This is a genomic window from Oceanisphaera marina (assembly GCF_014643915.1).
Lineage (GTDB): Bacteria > Pseudomonadota > Gammaproteobacteria > Enterobacterales > Aeromonadaceae > Oceanimonas > Oceanimonas marina.
On record NZ_BMKE01000025.1, the window covers coordinates 21,371 to 38,125 of the forward strand.

13 protein-coding genes are annotated in these 16,755 nt (G+C 54.7%); 1 reads left to right on the forward strand and 12 read right to left on the reverse strand.

The features are described 5' to 3' along the window. Positions 1–72: 72 nt before the first annotated feature. Positions 73–522, forward strand: a complete 450-nt coding sequence (locus IEW52_RS13305; protein WP_188630567.1) for an REP-associated tyrosine transposase — start codon at positions 73–75, stop codon at positions 520–522. A 308-nt stretch (positions 523–830) separates the two neighbouring features. Here the strand turns inward: IEW52_RS13305 and hepT are convergent, their stop codons facing one another. From hepT to IEW52_RS13365, 12 genes are all read right to left on the reverse strand, one after another. After that, on the reverse strand, positions 831–1,250 hold the full coding sequence (gene hepT, locus IEW52_RS13310; protein ID WP_188630568.1) for a type VII toxin-antitoxin system HepT family RNase toxin: 420 nt from the start codon (positions 1,248–1,250) through the stop codon (positions 831–833). Continuing rightward, positions 1,243–1,641, reverse strand: coding sequence for a type VII toxin-antitoxin system MntA family adenylyltransferase antitoxin (gene mntA / locus IEW52_RS13315; RefSeq protein ID WP_188630569.1), 399 nt, complete (start codon positions 1,639–1,641; stop codon positions 1,243–1,245). Before mntA ends, hepT begins: the two co-directional genes overlap by 8 nt. A 384-nt stretch (positions 1,642–2,025) precedes the next feature. After that, a complete protein-coding gene (locus IEW52_RS13320) occupies positions 2,026–4,110 on the reverse strand; it encodes a capsule polysaccharide biogenesis protein (protein WP_188630570.1) in 2,085 nt (694 codons plus the stop codon). 163 nt (positions 4,111–4,273) lie between these two features. Further along, a complete protein-coding gene (gene rfbC / locus IEW52_RS13325; protein WP_188630571.1) occupies positions 4,274–4,819 on the reverse strand; it encodes a dTDP-4-dehydrorhamnose 3,5-epimerase in 546 nt (181 codons plus the stop codon). Beyond that, positions 4,819–5,706 (reverse strand): glucose-1-phosphate thymidylyltransferase RfbA, encoded by an 888-nt coding sequence (gene rfbA / locus IEW52_RS13330; RefSeq protein ID WP_188630572.1) that lies wholly within the window; start codon positions 5,704–5,706, stop codon positions 4,819–4,821. Before rfbA ends, rfbC begins: the two co-directional genes overlap by 1 nt. Further along, on the reverse strand, positions 5,706–6,602 hold the full coding sequence (gene rfbD / locus IEW52_RS13335; RefSeq protein WP_188630573.1) for a dTDP-4-dehydrorhamnose reductase: 897 nt from the start codon (positions 6,600–6,602) through the stop codon (positions 5,706–5,708). The genes rfbA and rfbD overlap by 1 nt, the downstream gene beginning before the upstream one ends. A 15-nt stretch (positions 6,603–6,617) precedes the next feature. After that, on the reverse strand, positions 6,618–7,739 hold the full coding sequence (locus tag IEW52_RS13340) for a dTDP-glucose 4,6-dehydratase (protein WP_188630574.1): 1,122 nt from the start codon (positions 7,737–7,739) through the stop codon (positions 6,618–6,620). Positions 7,740–7,870: 131 nt separating this feature from the next. Next, on the reverse strand, positions 7,871–8,800 hold the full coding sequence (locus tag IEW52_RS13345) for a glycosyltransferase family protein (RefSeq protein WP_188630575.1): 930 nt from the start codon (positions 8,798–8,800) through the stop codon (positions 7,871–7,873). Further along, positions 8,794–10,749 carry a glycosyltransferase family 2 protein gene (locus tag IEW52_RS13350; protein ID WP_188630576.1) on the reverse strand — a complete coding sequence of 652 codons (1,956 nt, stop codon included), beginning with the start codon at positions 10,747–10,749 and terminating at the stop codon, positions 8,794–8,796. Before IEW52_RS13350 ends, IEW52_RS13345 begins: the two co-directional genes overlap by 7 nt. Before the next feature lie 139 nt (positions 10,750–10,888). Beyond that, the gene (locus tag IEW52_RS13355) at positions 10,889–12,364 is read right to left on the reverse strand and encodes a class I SAM-dependent methyltransferase (RefSeq protein WP_188630577.1); all 1,476 of its coding nucleotides are present in this window, start codon (positions 12,362–12,364) and stop codon (positions 10,889–10,891) included. Positions 12,365–12,375: 11 nt separating this feature from the next. Beyond that, positions 12,376–15,210 carry a glycosyltransferase gene (locus IEW52_RS13360; RefSeq protein WP_188630578.1) on the reverse strand — a complete coding sequence of 945 codons (2,835 nt, stop codon included), beginning with the start codon at positions 15,208–15,210 and terminating at the stop codon, positions 12,376–12,378. After that, on the reverse strand, positions 15,210–16,616 hold the full coding sequence (locus tag IEW52_RS13365; protein ID WP_188630579.1) for a coiled-coil domain-containing protein: 1,407 nt from the start codon (positions 16,614–16,616) through the stop codon (positions 15,210–15,212). Before IEW52_RS13365 ends, IEW52_RS13360 begins: the two co-directional genes overlap by 1 nt. Positions 16,617–16,755: the final 139 nt, after the last annotated feature.

The following is a 16,755-nucleotide window of genomic DNA, read 5'->3' on the forward strand; positions in this document are numbered from 1 at the left end:
GTTGCAGCATCATTGACCCGCTACAGAAACGGCTAAACTGACTGTCATCACCCATGTCTGACGCTCACCACCATGTCTTACAATGATGCTTTGGCCGGCCGATGTTCTTTGCCCGGGCATATCTACCACATCACCGTTTGTACCCGACACCGGCAACCATTCTTTTCCGACTGGCGGCTTGGTCGTTTGATTGTTCAGGAGTTGCAGCATGCGCAGACGCATCTGGACGTACAGTCTCTGGCATGGGTGTTGATGCCCGATCATCTGCATTGGCTTATGCAACTTAACGAAACAACCACGCTGGCGCGCACTTTGCGCGTGTTCAAAGGGCGCTCGGCGAAAACCGCCAATCACTATCTCGACCGTACCGGTGGACTATGGCAGAAAGGCTTTCACGATCATGCCATCAGGCAAAATGAAAGCCTGCAACAGGTGGCCAGATATATTGTGGCCAATCCAATAAGAGCAGGTCTGGTACGGCGAGTGGGCGATTACCCATTATGGGACGCGGTTTGGCTGTAGCCGGCGCTTCAGCTGCTGCAGACACAGCACCGCTTGCAGGTTCGCGCCGGCTAAAGCGGCGCCTACAGCTCAATCCAAACATCGGCACTGTGTTTTTGTAGCCGGCGCTTCAGCTGCCGGAGCAGACGGCACCGATGCTGCAGACACAGCACCGCTTGCAGATTCGCGCCGGCTAAAGCGGCGCCTACAGCTCAATCCAAACATCGGCACTGTGTTTTTGTAGCCGGCGCTTCAGCTGCCGGATCAGACGGCACCGACTCTGCAGACACAGCACCGCTTGCAGGTTCGCGCCGGCTAAAGCGGCACGGTTAACCCAGCGCCTTGATCCCCGAGCGGGCAAACTCGATAAGCGCCTGATGATAGTCAGACAAAATCACATCATGAACAATGGCGGGATCCACTTCGAGGTAGTCATGCACCAACGCATTTCTGAGTCCGATCACCTTGCGCCAAGGTGTATTTTTGTCAATAACCCCTTTTTCAGCCAGCCGGTTGAAGGCGGTAAGTGCCTCGTTACTGGCCATACCGGTTTCTTGTTTGGCCCAATGTTTGGCAAGACCAATACAGGATTCAATTAAAACCTGAAGAGTCCGTTCAGCTGCTCTTTGTTCAAACCGGCTCCAGGGGGCTTGTTGCAATCGCCGCTTCAGCTCGGTCAAATCCAGTTCACACTGATCGACGTGTTCTTTTTGCGCATTCAGATAGGCATTTGGCCCGGTGTTAACCATGTTGTTCTCCGGCTTTGTTGGAATGAACGTAATCCAGCTCCCACATTGAGTAAATACGCTGCTCTGCCTGCATTCGGTGAGAAGGGGACAGATCCAGTAACAGCTTTCCCTGGCTTAGTACACTCCAGCCAAGGGGTATAGGAGCAATGGCCAAGTCCACCACACTAATGGTGCCTTCAGGCATGGCAAGCTGATGTTGCCAGTCTATCGCTACTTCTTCCGGCCTTAGCCGGCGAGACAATGCATCTGGCTCCCAGAGGGTAAAGACCACCGCGAGATCGTAGTCGCTACTGGCATGATGATCCCCCCTTGCCCGTGAACCATAAAGCCAAAGAGCGGCAATATCTGAACGCTGGCGCGCCAGCTCAATAATGTTCGCCAGTTGCTCCATATGCACTCCTGTGGGGTGGCGGTCTGAGAATAAGGCGTTTAAACCATAGCTTTCTGTCAATGGCAACTTTAACATCTTTCTTTGTATCATCCGCAGGCGGCGGGCATTTTGCAGCCGGCGCAGACGGCTCCGATTTTGCAGATATGGCGTTGTTTGCAGGTTTGTGCAGCTGAAGAAATGCCTTGTCCACCCAAACACCGGGTGCCATGTCTTGTAGCCGGCGTTTTAGCTGCCGGGGCAGGCGATGCCGAGTCTGCAACACCACCGGGTGCCATGTTTTGTAGCCGGCGCTTTAGCTGCCGGATCAGGCGGCGCCGATTCTGCAGATATGGCGTTGTTTGCAAATTCGCGCCGGCTAAAGCGGCGCCTACAGCTGGCCAGAGCTTATCCCTTTAACGCTTCCCACAAAAACCGGGCTTTGCGCATGCGCCGATGCGCCCAGCGCAGTACTGTATTATCCGGCTCCCTGAACTGCTTTCGTTCCTGGGCCAATCGCCAGGCCATGCGCAGCGGCGTACTGTACAGTCCGGTGGGGTAGTCTACATAGGTGGGGTACCAGGCATAAGTGGCGTATACCAAAGCGGCCAGTGGAAGCGCGCGGCCACGGCGCTCAACCGGATGCTTGTCTTGCGTTAGCCCCCAGCCCGCATAAAACGGCTGACCCCACACGGTCACCGGCTTGCCGCGAATTAACGCCTCCAGCCCCGTTAGTGACGTTAGTGTATGCACTGCATCACAGGCGTCCAAACAAGCCACAATACCGGCTTGGGTTTCTATCGCATCTACACATCGCTCAAGCACGGCATCGGGCACCTGACCCTTTCGATTACCACTTACTACGTCAGGGTGGGGTTTAAATACAATAAAAGCGTTTGGATGTTCACGCCGAACCGCCTGTAACAAAGCCTCATTGCCCGGCACAAACGGGCTGCCCAGCTGAATGGACGCATCGTCATCCACCTGGCCGGGTACCAGCAAAATTGCGCGATTTTTTGCAAGCTGGCGCCAGTTCAAGCTGACCTGTTCGCCCACATTGTATTTGGTGAGCGCCTGTTCTTTAAAATGCGTCACCAGCTGCTCTCCCAAGCCTAACTCGAGTTGAGAAAAGTCGTGGCTAACCAGATACTGTTCAATGGCGCTGGGCGTGCGCGGGTCGTAATACATGCCGGTATTGTCTACCACCAGCGAACCTGGCCGGCGCAAGTCTGACCCTAAACCTACCGAGCGCAAAAAGCCGTCTTCCATGCGCCACACTGGCAATGGGCAAGTAGCCAGTTCTTGTTCAAAGTGTCGCCCCCAAATAAGCACCGCCTTTGCAGAGTTCACCGCAGGAACACTTGTAGGGTCCACTTCAGTGGACCTGTGTTGATCGAATGAATTAGACCCTACAGGAATGTGTTTTACGAATTTCACTTCTCGCGCATAGCGGCTTACAAATCGGGGTGTAAAACGCCGCCGCCACAATGAAAATCCTACCGCATATAGCGTATCCACCACTGGCACTGGACTACGTTGCGCCAAAATCAAATCCAGCACATCTTCCAGCTCGCAGCGCTCGCCGGTAACAGGATCGACATAGCGGCAATAACGCAAATAGGCGGCGACCAGCAATTGCGGCACGGTGCGTGGTTGGCCGCGACGAGGAACAGCCATTCTGTCGTCGGTGACCCCCCAGCCCGCATAAAAAGGGGCGCCAAAACAGACCACCGGCTTGCCGGCCAGCAAGGCCTCAAAGCCTAGTTGCGAGGTAACCGTATATACCTTGTCTACCGCCGCCATCAGCGCAAAAGGATTAACCGCATCGGCCAACAGCAGCAGATCGTCATCGGCAACATCCGTCAAATAGCCCTGCTTCTTGCCCAGCAACACATCCGGATGTGTGCGTACAATAATCTGGGCGCCGGGGTTTTCTGCCCGGGCGGCCGCTAACATATCGGTAAAGCTCTGCTCGCTAGCCAGGCCCAGCCGCACCGACTGATCGCCCCGGGTTTGATCAATAACCAGCACCCGGGGGCGCGAATAATCCAGCCGTTCCGCCACTGCCGGTGGCAAGCTATTCTCGGCATAGTGGTTGTATTTGGTAATGCCTTCACGTTCAAGCAAAACTTGCAGCCGCTCAGCCCGCTGCTGCCACTGCGGGTTCCACCAACTGATATCATCCAGCATCTGCTCAAGCTGGCTGGAGCGAGTGGCATCGTAATACACACCCACGCCATCCACTATTAGTGACAGTCGAGTGGCAGCAGTAGCGGGGTGACCGATATAACCTATAAAGCCGTCTTCCAGCTGCCAAAAAGGCAGAGATCGGCGCACTGCAAGTTCTCGGGCTTTTTGTGTGTTGGGTTTCATGCCCCAGCCAACCACAGCCGCTAACTCGGGGGTTGCCTGCTTGCCAAGATAATGAGGAGATAGAAACGTATTCAGCACCTGGCGCTGGCGCCAGATACCGCGTGAGGTGGTAAGCAGCATAAAAGATATAAAGCCCTGTAATTTTTGTAGCCGGCGCTTCAGCTGCCGGATCAGACGGTGCCAATGCTTCAGACGCCACGCTGTTTGCAAACTCGCGCCAGCTGAAGCGGCGCCTACACCTAGCCAAACGTCGAGGTTATGAATTGAGTGCTGTGGCTGACATTTAGCCAGGCAGTTCGGTATTGGCAAACAGTAGCGCTTTTTTATCTTTTTCCGAAAGCACGGGCGGGCAGGGCACCGGCCAGTCTATGGCAAGTGTGGGATCATCCCACCTAATGCTACGCTCGTGCTCGGGGGCGTAATAATCGGTTGTTTTGTATAAAAACTCGGCTACCTCGGAGAGCACCACAAAGCCATGGGCGAAGCCTTCGGGGATCCACACCTGACGCTTGTTCTCGGCCGATAAAAATATACCTTCCCACTGGCCAAATGTAGGGGAGTTGGGGCGAATATCTACCGCTACGTCGAACACTTCCCCCAGGGTACATCGCACCAGTTTTCCTTGGGGCTGTGTAATTTGATAATGCAGGCCACGCAGTACCCCTTTGCCCGAGCGAGAATGATTATCCTGTACAAAGTTAACCGGTTTGCCAACAGCCTGTTCAAACTGGCGCTGGTTGAAGCTTTCAAAAAAGAAGCCGCGTTCGTCACCAAATACCTTAGGTTCGATAATCAATACATCGGGAATGCCGGTTTTAATAATATTCATCAAGCTTTGAACCCAGGTTGGATAAGGCGGAGTAGATACTGGCCATACGCGTTTTTAGCGAGCGGAGCGGCCAATTGTCGCACCTGTTCAGCGTTGATAAAACCTTTGCGAAAGGCAATTTCTTCAGGGCAAGCGACTTTCAGCCCCTGGCGATGCTCTATGGTCTGAATAAAATTACTGGCCTCGTTCAGGCTCTCGTGAGTGCCTGTGTCCAGCCAGGCGTAACCCCGACCCATGATAGATACAGACAATTCGCCCTGCTTCAGGTAATGCCGATTGATATCGGTAATTTCCAGCTCACCTCGCGCTGAAGGTTGCAATCCTTTTGCTATGTTCACTACCTGGTTATCGTAAAAATACAGGCCGGTAATGGCATAATTACTTTTGGGGCAACTTGGTTTTTCTTCCAGTGACAGTGCCTGACCTTGTTCATTGAATTCCACCACGCCGTAACGTTCAGGATCCTGCACATGATAGGCGAACACAGTCGCACCTTCTGCCTGAGCACTGGCCTGCATTAGTTCCGCCTGAAGATTGTGACCGTAAAAAATATTGTCACCCAGCACCAGCGCACAATTATCCTGGCCAATAAAGTCTTCACCAATCAAAAATGCCTGTGCCAAACCATCGGGACTTTCTTGCACGGCATATTGCAGGTTAAGACCCCACTGACTGCCGTTGCCCAGTAGCTGCTCAAAACGTGGTGTATCTTGTGGGGTACTGATGATCAGAATATCGCGAATACCCGCCAGCATAAGCGTGCACAGCGGGTAGTAGATCATGGGTTTGTCATACACCGGCAGCAGTTGTTTACTTACGGCCATGGTTACTGGGTAAAGCCGGGTACCGGATCCACCGGCGAGGATAATCCCCTTACGAGAGCTCATTATGATTTTTTATCCAATAGTTCGTTCAGCATGCGAGTGACGCCAACCTGCCAAGACGGCAGCGTAAGCTGAAAAGCAGTAGTAAATGACTGAGTGTTCAGGCGGGAGTTAGTGGGACGCTGAGCCGGAGCAGGCCAATCATGACTGGACATGGCCTTGAGTTGCTCCAGCTTGAGTGGTTCACCTAACGAGCGGGCATGATCAAAGACAAAGGCGGCATAGTGGTGCCAGCTGGTTTCACCCGTGGCGGTTAGGTGATACAGGCCTGCCAAATCTGGTTTGGCAAGTGCCATGCGCAACGCCTGTGCCGAACAGTCTGCAATGAGCTCTGCACCTGTGGGGGCGCCAATTTGATCACTCACTACCGCCAGTTCCTGCCGTTCCCGCGCCAGGCGCAGCATGGTGGCGGCAAAGTTATTGCCGCGTACCGAATATACCCAACTGGTGCGAAAAATAAGGTGGCGAGAGCAATACATCGTAATGGCCTGTTCGCCGGCCAGCTTGGTTTTGCCATAGATATTGAGTGGATCGGGCGTATCGGTTTCCTGCCATGGGCGAGTACCTTTACCGTTAAACACATAATCGGTGGAATAATGCACCAGCCAGGCCCCCAACGCCTCGGCCTCTTTTGCCAGTACGGCCACACTGGCCGCATTAATCTGGTAGGCCAGCTCTGGCTCTTGTTCGGCTTTGTCTACGGCGGTATAAGCGGCGGCGTTCACAATCACATCAGGCTTGAGTTTACGCAGGGTGCGTGCCAGTTCATCCGGGCGACTTAAGTCACCACAATACTTGGTGCTGTGCCGATCCAGTGCCGTTAACCGGCCCAATGGCGCCAACGCCCGTTGCAGCTCCCAGCCTACCTGACCATTTTTACCCAATAACACAATATGCATGTTTGAACTCTTTTCTTAAGGCTTACCGCGCTGTTTCACATTACTTACCCAATCTTCATTGATCAGGTACCACTCTACGGTTTTACGAATGCCGGATTCAAAAGTTTCCTGTGGCGTCCAGCCCAGTTCGCGCTCGATTTTGGCGGCATCTATGGCATAGCGCACATCGTGCCCGGGCCGATCGATTACGTGGGTGATAAGTGAGGCATAAGGCGAAAAGTCTGACGGAGCCAGCTCATCCAGAATGCCACAAATGGTTTTAACCACGTCGATATTCTGCTGTTCGTTATGGCCGCCAATGTTGTAGGTTTCACCCACTTCACCACGGGTGACCACTTCATATAAAGCGCGGGCATGATCTTCTACATATAGCCAGTCACGAATTTGATCGCCCTTGCCGTAGATGGGCAACGGCTTGCCTTCCAGTGCATTGAGAATAACAAGCGGGATCAACTTTTCAGGAAAGTGGTAAGGCCCGTAGTTGTTGGAACAATTGGTAATGATCGTGGGCAGGCCGTAAGTACGGTGCCAGGCTCTTACCAAATGATCACTGGAGGCCTTGGAAGCAGAATAGGGGCTGCTGGGGGCATAAGGTGTGGTTTCGGTAAAAAGCGGCAAAGCCGCAGTGTTGAGTTGTGAATGTTGAGTGTTGAGTGTTTGATCTTTTAACTCACCACTCAACATTGAACACTCAGCACTATCACTCGGGTGAGGAAGGTCGCCATACACTTCGTCGGTAGAAATGTGATGAAAGCGAAACGCCGCTTTGCGTTCAGCATCCAGCTCATTCCAATATGCGCGTGCTGCTTCCAGCAAGGTATAAGTGCCTACAATATTGGTATTGATGAACTCCGCCGGGCCGGAAATGGATCTGTCTACATGACTCTCTGCCGCCAGATGCATCACCGCATCGGGTTGATGTTCGACAAACAAGGCATCCAGTCCGGCATGGTCACAAATATCCAGCTTAGCAAAGTGATAACGAGGCGAGTTCGCGACCGTGGCCAATGATTCCAGATTGCCCGCATAAGTGAGCTTGTCCAGGTTTACTACCGCATCTGATGTGTGCTGAATAATATGGCGGATCACTGCCGAGCCAATAAAACCGGCTCCGCCAGTAACCAAAATTTTGCGCATTATTACATCTCTTATTGTTGAAATCTTTAACCTAAGTTTTCAGTTTCGTGCTGTTGTAGTGGCCATTTTTTATAAAGCGTATTCGACCGTTTTTAGAACAGCACACTGGGTTTGGTCGAATGAATTCGGCCCTACGTATGGCTTATCTTTTTTGCGTTTTCTCTTATCATTTCCCGAGTTGAGTCATCTTTACTCAATCGCAAAATAGCATCTACCCATACTTGTTGCTTCATAGGTAACAGCAGGCCGTTATGCTCATGGCGCACCAGGGGGCGATAAACCGGATGATCCGCATAAATGCCTACGGCACCGGCCTGGGTAATATCAAAAAACTTGGTGGGGGCGCGGGCAGCGTTAAAGCCATTATCCAATAGCGGCGCCAGGCCAATGGTGCGGCCCGGGCGGGCCAGCAAGGCCTGGTAGGCCGGCCACTTCATGGGGTGCAGTACATGCACCCGGGGCTGGTCGGCAAATCGCTTGCGTACCTTATGGTTACCAATCAGCTCTACACTCAGGCTGGCGTCTTGCTCAAGTGCTTGCTTAAACACCGGATACAGCCATTCAAACTCGGGCCCGTGCGATGCCGAGCCATGATAAAACAAGGTTTTTTGCGGCCTTGAGTGTGTATAAGGTGATTGTGGTTGCAATACCTTTGGCGACCAGCTGGCGTATTTTTCTGCCAGCCAGGGTGTGGACACCCACAGCTCGACCCCCATGCGCTGCAGCCAGTTTTTATGCCGACAGGCCAACAGCCACAGCTTGTAGCGATAGCGCAGCGGCAAACCGGCATGGGCACCCAGGTCGAACAGGTCGTCATCCATAAAAAACACCAGCCGACCAAGTTGTGCTCGGTTCTCTTCAACCCACTTACGCCAGGCCGGCGTGAGATAGCGAACAAACACAACACCTGCCAGCGGTGTGGCGACTGGCGGCGGCTCGCCATTAAGTACCGCCACAGCAAACCGCATGCCGTCCGCCGCCAAGTGGGGATGCACGAAAAAATCGCTCGAAGGATTGTCTCCCTGGGAGACGACCAGGGTTTGAGCATTCGGTGTTACCACGGCCAGTCTATCCGCGGGATTTTTCCCAGCCTGAAGTCGGGTTGGGAATAGTTGAGATTGGGGTTATAAAAAGGGTCCCGTTCAATGATGTGACCCCAGCGAGCCTGCATATATTCGGACTCGCGTTTGGCCCTGGCCTGTTTTTCTGGCGAATCGTCTTTGCCCCGAGAAACCGACTCGTGGTGGTAAAGCTCCGCATAGGGAGTGTAAATAACGCGCTGACCGGCTTCTCTGACCTTGAGGCAATAATCCACGTCATTGAAAGCCACGCTCAGGTTGGCTTCGTTGAGTCCACCCAGAGCTTGGTAAAGCGATTTGTGAGTGACCAGGCAGGCGGCGGTGACAGCCGAGAGATCCTGGGCCAGCACGGCTCTGTGCATATAACCGGGATCGTCGGCATCAATAATGCCGTGCAAATGCATGGCGCACCCGCCCGGGCCAAGCACGTCGCCGGCATGTTGCACGCGGCCATCACTGAAATATAACCGGGTGCCGACCACGCCTACGCCCGGTTGCAGCAGGCGAGAGACCATTTCTTCCAGCCAGTCGGGACTGATCACCTCGGTATCGTTATTCAGAAGGCAGATCACATTCCCTGTTGCTTGTTCTACCGCAAAATTATTGATGGCAGAAAAGTTAAAGGGGTGATCGTAACGCAGCACCTTTACCCGGGCATCCGTTTCCAGTTGCTCAAGGTACGCCAGGGCCGCCGGCTCACTGCTCTGGTTATCCACAATAAGCAGTTCGTAGTCCGGCCAGGTGGTTTTTTGCAACAGGCTTTCTACACAGGTTTGCAGATAATGCAGGGCATCCCGGGTGGGCACCACAATCGACACCTTGGGCAGCGAGGCTGGCAAGGAGTAGCGCAGCCTAAAGAAAGCGCCCTGATCAATCACTTTGGCACCGATATGATGTTGATGCAGGTGCTGTTCCAGTGCCTGGCGGCAAACCGGCTCGGCCTCGGCGGAAGCATAGTGGCAAAGCACGGCGGGAATGTGTTGAACGGAGTTATCGGGCATCGTCGCCGTGCTGTCCAGCATCAGTTGATAGAGGCTGGTAAACCCATGATGTTTAATCACCCGAACGAAGTCATGACCGTGTAACGCAAAGGCTGTGCCCACATAGCCAGAGCAACGGGCCAGCTCAGGTGACCAGTCAGGTTTGAACTGAGGCGCCACCCTAGAGCCTTGATCCAGGTAATCGTGGTCGGCATATATGAACCTGACGTTTTCATTGCTGGCCTCGGCAGCAAACCACGCGAGCGCCCAGGGAGCCAGTCGGGTTCCTGCTTGCATCACGAATACCCAGTCATGCTCAAGGCCCTGCTCGAGCAAAGCCGAGGGATGGTCAATCATGCCCTCTTGGTTGCCGGGTTTGTGCGTCCACTCGGTTTCAACGGAGGCGTTGGTCAGCACCTGGCAGTGAGCTTTAATCTCCTTTTGCTGCCGGAGTGACTGCAATGTTTGCTCGACCAGATCCGGTGAAGGGCAGTCTCGTGCGTCTATAAGCACCTGCAGCCTGATCTGGTGTAGCCGATGCCGCTTCGCGAAACGTTTAAGCCGGCGGGCCACGCCGGGGGTGAATCGCTCCGATTGGGCAATCCATTCCGGGTAATCGGGCGATGCCGTGTAGTAACGGCTTTTGCCAATCAGCGCATAGGCCCGGTAAGGAGTCAGCACCATCGGCAGTGGGCGTAATCCCAGTAGCCGCCGTTGCGGCTTGCTTACCGTGGTGTAGGTATTGTAAAGGCGGCGCCACATCAGGTACCGGCTAAAGAGCAAGCCGGGGAAAGAGATTGCCAGTGTATCAAGCCCGTTTACTTCACCCTCGCTTCTTGCTTCAAGCCAGGCTAGGTTGACGTTGGGGAGTTTGACCAGTTCATGCACCTTGCCCTTGAGTGTGACCGGCAGATTGTAGCTTTGACGCCGTTCCTGATCATCTTCTGTCACTAGGGTAACGACCAGCTCAGGCCCATTGTATTGAAGTTGACCGCTAACCAGTCCCCAACCATTTGTGCCAGCCTTAATATCCAACCTGCGGCGCTGTAATTGCTGTGCCACTGCAAGGTTTAACTGCTGTGTCATCTTGTTATTCGCCCCGCATGCGCAGCAGGTTCTGCACCAATTGGGTTCCCAGACCACCACTCTTGACGTGGGTAATGCACAAACGCGCCAGCGGCGTGCGCTCGTCATTCAGGATTAACCCCAGCTCGGCGCCTTTTTGCAGCCAGCTCATCGGTAGCTCGCAGGAAAAACCACAGGGCTGTTGCTGCCAATGTGCGGGGGCCGCATCGAGGCTGCCAAATACGCTTTCAAGCACATCTTTTCTTAGTTTGGTTGGGACGAACTTCAGCTCGCCGTCCGGGCCTGAGATATACAGCTGATAGGCGGTTTGCAGGGCACCCAGGGTCACGGCCCAACCGGCCACACGCAGGGTCTGCTCGCCGGTGTGCCACTCGCCATGGGTTGGGGAGTCCAGATGCCATTTGATCAGGTCTTTAACGTCCCTTTTCACCAGTTTGGTGATTTTGATGCGATCCCCGGCCAGTGCCGCTTGTTCTTTTTTCAGATGCTGACCATATTGTTTGGCCTTGTGGGTGGAGGTTTGCGCTTTGGTCAGCGGGCTCTTGTTGTCCCAGCTGACGTTGACAGGAAAATAGCCCAGCGTTTGCAGTGCATCTTTAACCTGCTGCTGGAACGCTGCGGGAACGTAGGAGTCGATTGCAAAATCCCGAAACCCCGCCTGTTTGGCCCAGACCTGTACCAGCGCCTCGGTATAACCTTGTTCAAACACCTTGCGAGTGGTGGCATCTATGGTTGCTGTAGAGAAATCTTCCGTTATCAGGGCGCGCAGGGGAGCGGAGACATCGAGTTTACCCTGGCTGATTTGTTGGTAGATGCTGTCGCCTGAAAGCATCTTGGTGCCGGGTTTGGCGTTAAACATGCGTCTGCCGATGGTTGACTTGCCTGAGCCCGGCTCCTGCATCAGTAACCAGGCATAGGGTTGCAGTTTGCGAATATGTATCACATAGCGCTGCAAGGGGTCGCCGGCCTGTTTAACACTGTGGCCGATTATTTTCCAGGCGTAGTCTTTCAGAATGCTGCCCAGCTTGTTGCGCGTGGGAAACCAGCGTTCGTCGATAGCTCTTGTTACCTTGACCCATTCATTCTGCTGCCCTGGCGCCATGCTGATTTCCAGCACCAACAGACCATCGTCGGCCAGCAGTAACATCAGCTGGTGGATCAGGGCTTCTTGATCGTCGGCATAATGCAGTGCCGACAGCATGGTGATGACGTCAAAGGGGCCTTCCGGCAATGTGTCCCAAGACTGGTTAAGAAACTCAGCATCCGGAAAACGGGCGCTGGCCTTGTTGATGGCCAAAACGGACTTATCCATGCCCACCACGCGGCCGGCGCCTTCGAACAGGGCATAACCGCAAAAGAACCCTTCATTACAGCCTACATCCAGAAAACGTTTACCGGAGAGAGGGGGCAGGCGCAATGCGGCCAGTTTTTGTTGCGAGGCCGAACCACCTTTTGCGTCAGGAAATGACTGATATTGCATAAATTTTCTCTTTATTGTTTGGCATGACCAAGCAGGCGGTGCAGTAACCGGCTCAAGGCGTGTTGCAAATTCATTGGGCTGTAATGCTGCGTAGCGCGGGATTGGGCTGCCTTACCCATGGTCACCAGCAGGGCATTATCATGCGAAAGTGTGGCTATCAGAGTGGTGGCTTCCGTGATGGCGCCCAACGGCACAAGAAAGCCGGTTTCTCCATGTTTAACCAGCTCGGGCAAGGCTCCCCAGTCATAACAGATAACCGGTCGCCCTGCGGCCATGGCTTCCAATACCGTACGGCCGAATGATTCCTGAACGTGAGAGAGGTTAACCACCACGTCCAGTTTTGCAATGGCATCGTACGAAGAGGGAATATACCCGGTTAATTCCAGGTTGGCCGGCAGGGATGATTGAGTGCGCAGGGCCTGAGTATGTTCATTGTCGGGACCAATCAGCAGGCAGTCGGCCGCAATGCCCCCCTGATGTAATAACGTGGCCAGGGCCACAAAGTCGTGCAGCCCTTTCTTGGGAAGATTGCTGCTGATCATGCCGACCTGCAACCGTTCGCGGCCGGGCAGGGTGGGCGCAACCCCATGGGCATCAATGACATTACCTATGACTTCTACCCGTTCGGGTTGATTCAGGTAGCCGGCCACCAAGGTGGAGTTGGCAATAAAAAAGTCCGAGTGAGCCAGCAGGTGCTGCCTGATGTGCGCCGGGTTGGCGTTAAGCACCTGGCACAGGGCCGCATCGTGTTCCGGTAATTCGCGGACGTGGGTAATGGTTGGCACCTTGCTGTTACGCGCTGCGACATAAGGCTCCAGCAAGGTCAGGGTATTGCAGTAAATCAGGGAAACCTCGTAGTGCCGGATCAACTGCTCGAAATGCGCGAGGGTTTCCGTGTCTTCATCCCGCCCTGCTTGCCACCAGCGATAAGGCACGACAACGAGCCTGTGGCTGAGAGCCAGTATCTGATCCGCATAACCGGTGTTTTGCGCCGAAGGCAGGGTAACCACCAGATTGCAGGGCAGGGTGGATAAAGCCCGCAACACATCCAGCAAACTGCGCTCGGCACCATAGGTGTGCTCGCTGACCTGATGGGCGCACAGCAATAGAGTTGGTGCGTCCGGTTGCCACGGCCGCTGCCCGACATGATGGGGCAGCGAGTAATCACCGGCCTTATCAGTGTTCAACAGATGCACCAGCGGATTACCATCTTGTGACTCGGGAGTGGCATAACGATAACCGGAACCACTGAAAGCCGGGCCGGGGTCCCGGCCTTCTCGGTAGCCAAACCGGAAATAATGCTGCCAGGGATCCATGCCGGCGGCAGCCACGTCCGGGTAGCGGCGCAAATACCAGTCCGGGCTGAACAGGCCATGCTGTATGGCAAGCAATTCCAGGTTGTGATTGCGTGCATCGGCAGTGCCCCGGCACATGGGGGCTGGCGCCGCAAAAGGGCGTCGGACAGGGGAGGCCGGCATATACAGCCGCTGAGCTTTTTGATGCCATGCCAGTGCGGCTTCGTAGTAGCGACGGCGCAGGCCGTTATCCAGATAATGTGTTCGTAAATGCGTTTGATTGTGTTGTGTAAGCGAGCTGTCGTTAACCCTTGAAAGCGTTAACGGTATACCAGGCATGATTTCAACAAGGCCGTTATTACCAAACCGTTTAAGTAGCCGTTGATAAAACTCGGAGTCCGCACCAACAGACACTGAATCCCAATAACCAAGAGCTTTACGGACTTTTTTTCGGAACATTAGGGAAGACAGGTTCTTGGTGACCCAAGAGTCTTCCATTCGCCAACGTTTAAAATGCAGCTCTGGAGAGCATCTTATCAGGTGAGAGAGACAGGCCTGGACTTTGGGGGATTTCATTAAGGCTTTTGCCTGCCGCTCAATTTTTTGCGGATGAGACCAGTCGTCACTGTCGTGGGTGGTTATAAAACGCCCTCGGGCTTTTGCCAGCGCCGTGTTGCGTGCGGCATAGGTGCCCTGGTTGCTGTTGTGACGCAACAGGGTAATACGAGGGTCCTGTCGGGCCAATGCTGCCACGGTTTGTGCCGAGCCGTCGGTGGAGGCGTCGTCCACGACCAGGATCTCGAGATTTTGCCAGCTTTGTTGCTGCAGGCTGCGCAGAGCGGTGGCAATGGTGGCTTCGGCGTTGTAGCAGGGCAGGATCACGCTTACCAGCGGTTGGCGTTGCCACCAGGAGCGCCTTGCTGCAGGCACCGATGGGGCGGCCAAATTATCCAGCGACAGAGTAGATTCGGCCCGGAGCAATGCTAATGGGCAGAGCCCTTGCTCTTGATAAAACGCATTCAGGGTAGCCAGGGTGTGGTGCGCCGGCAGCATAAATCGGGCCAGGGCATGGTCCGGCAGTTCGGGCCAGCCCGGCTGCTCCAGCCAGGCGTTGGCCTGCTGAATTTTTCCCTGATGCCAGAGCACGGCAAACAGCAACAGCCAGGGGCCGGCGTGGTTTACCAGCAGGCCGGCGACCGGCTCGGCAAAAAATGCCCGCAACAGGGGCTCTGCCAGGGCATGCTCACCCAGGGATGCATACCAGCGTGCCAGCACCCAGGCCGCCACGGCCGCCTCGGTTCCCTTGCCTTGAGCCAGGGTGTGCAGCTTGGGTAACACCTCTGTGTGACCGCGCCACAGCTTATTTTCCAGTTCCAGTGCGGTTACCGGGCATGGCAGCCGGTGCTCGTGCATGCCGTGATGAACAAAGTGCCGCCATGGGTCTATGCCTGCGGCGGCTACATCGGGGTAGTGCTTAAGATACCACTCTGGGTTGAACAGGACGTGCAGCACCTGTTCGTTGACCCCGGTTGCCGGAATAACAATAGGCATTAATACAGCGGCCGTTTTTCGGCCTGGCCGAAGCGCAGGTAATGATAAAGCGGGTTAAAGCCGGCGACGGCCACATCCGGGTTAGCATTCAGATAATCTCGGCTGTCGAAATCGGGGCTGGGGTTGCGCCCTTCAAATCCGCCGCATTTCAGGTAGTGCAGGGCCGGGTTGTTAGTAAACACCTTGTCGGCGGCCACATCGGGATATTGCTTGAGATACCATTCGGCATTGAACAAAGGCGACGCAGCCAGCTCGGCGGCTTTGCGCTGCAGTTTTTTCTTTTCTACCCGTTTTTTAAGCTGAGTTTTGAAGGAAGCAGCCAGCCTGGGTGAGGCCGGCTTGTCCTCGGCCGGCAACGCGGGAGCATGCTCCCGCTCGGACGGAAGCTGCTCGGAAACAAAATGTTTTTCCAGCTCTTCCTGCACGCAGAATAACTGTTCCAGCAGCAGGACATTTTCTTGCTGAAGATCATCGACAAGAGCTTGGTGCTTCCTCACCTGTTCAGTGCGTGTAGCTTTTTCCTGGGAAAGTAGTTTCTCAGAACGTTGGAGGGCAACTTCCAACTCCTTGTTCCGGGCTGTTTGTTGCCGGAGTAAGAATTGTTGTTGTTCCAGTTCACTACGGTTTTGTTGCTGGGTTTGCAAGTTGCTTTCAAGCGTTTCCTGGACTTGGTGTAACTGCTCCAGCAACAGGGTGTTCTCTTGCTGCAATTCCACCAGTGCAGACTGGGCAGTGTTTTTTTCATCAGTAAGGCGGGCAAGGTGCTGTTGCTGTTGTTGCAACTGCTGCTCGGCATGCTGCAGCCCGGTACGGGCTTGCTGACCTGCCTGCATGTTTGCTACCAGCTGGTTGAGCTCGGTGAGGGGGATGTGTGCAGAGGCCTCATCTTCCAGCGGCTGAGCCAGGGCGGCGAGTTGTTGTTCCTGCGTATTCAGCTCTGCTGAGCTCGAGCGCAGGCTTTGCGCCACCAGGTGGTGCAGCACGGCCACCGGGTGCTCAATGGCTGAGACGGAAGGTGTTGCTACTTCCAGTTCGGGCCAGCGCTGGGTGCACAGGGTTTTAAATAATTGCGGGGCGGCCAGCACCTCCACCAGGCTGAACAGCAACACCTGGCCGCGATATTGTTTGCAAAAGCGCACCAACTGGGCCGTGTTGTGTCGCCACAGTGACACCGCCTGCGAAGGCTCTGTACCCACGTTGGCAGCCTGCTCCAATGCCAAGTGTAACGGAGCATACAGCACCACGGCACCGGTGTGATCCTCGGCCAGTTGTTGCTCCAGCTGCCCAAGGGCAGTGGCATTTTCCAAACCGGTGACGGTGAGAGCCGTGCCTGGGGTGAGCTGCCGTAACACGGGGGCAGCCAGCTGCCAGTTGCAAAATGCCGCGGCGGCAAGGGTTAAATTCATGCGTGCTCCTGCAAAAGTGTTTGTTGTGCCAGTGCTGCTTGAGCAGCGCTGGCTAACAATATCCCGGGTGTATACCTTCTTGGCCACATCTTGTAAATCGGCCTGCTGCCGGTTGGCGAGAATAACATCGGCCGGTTAA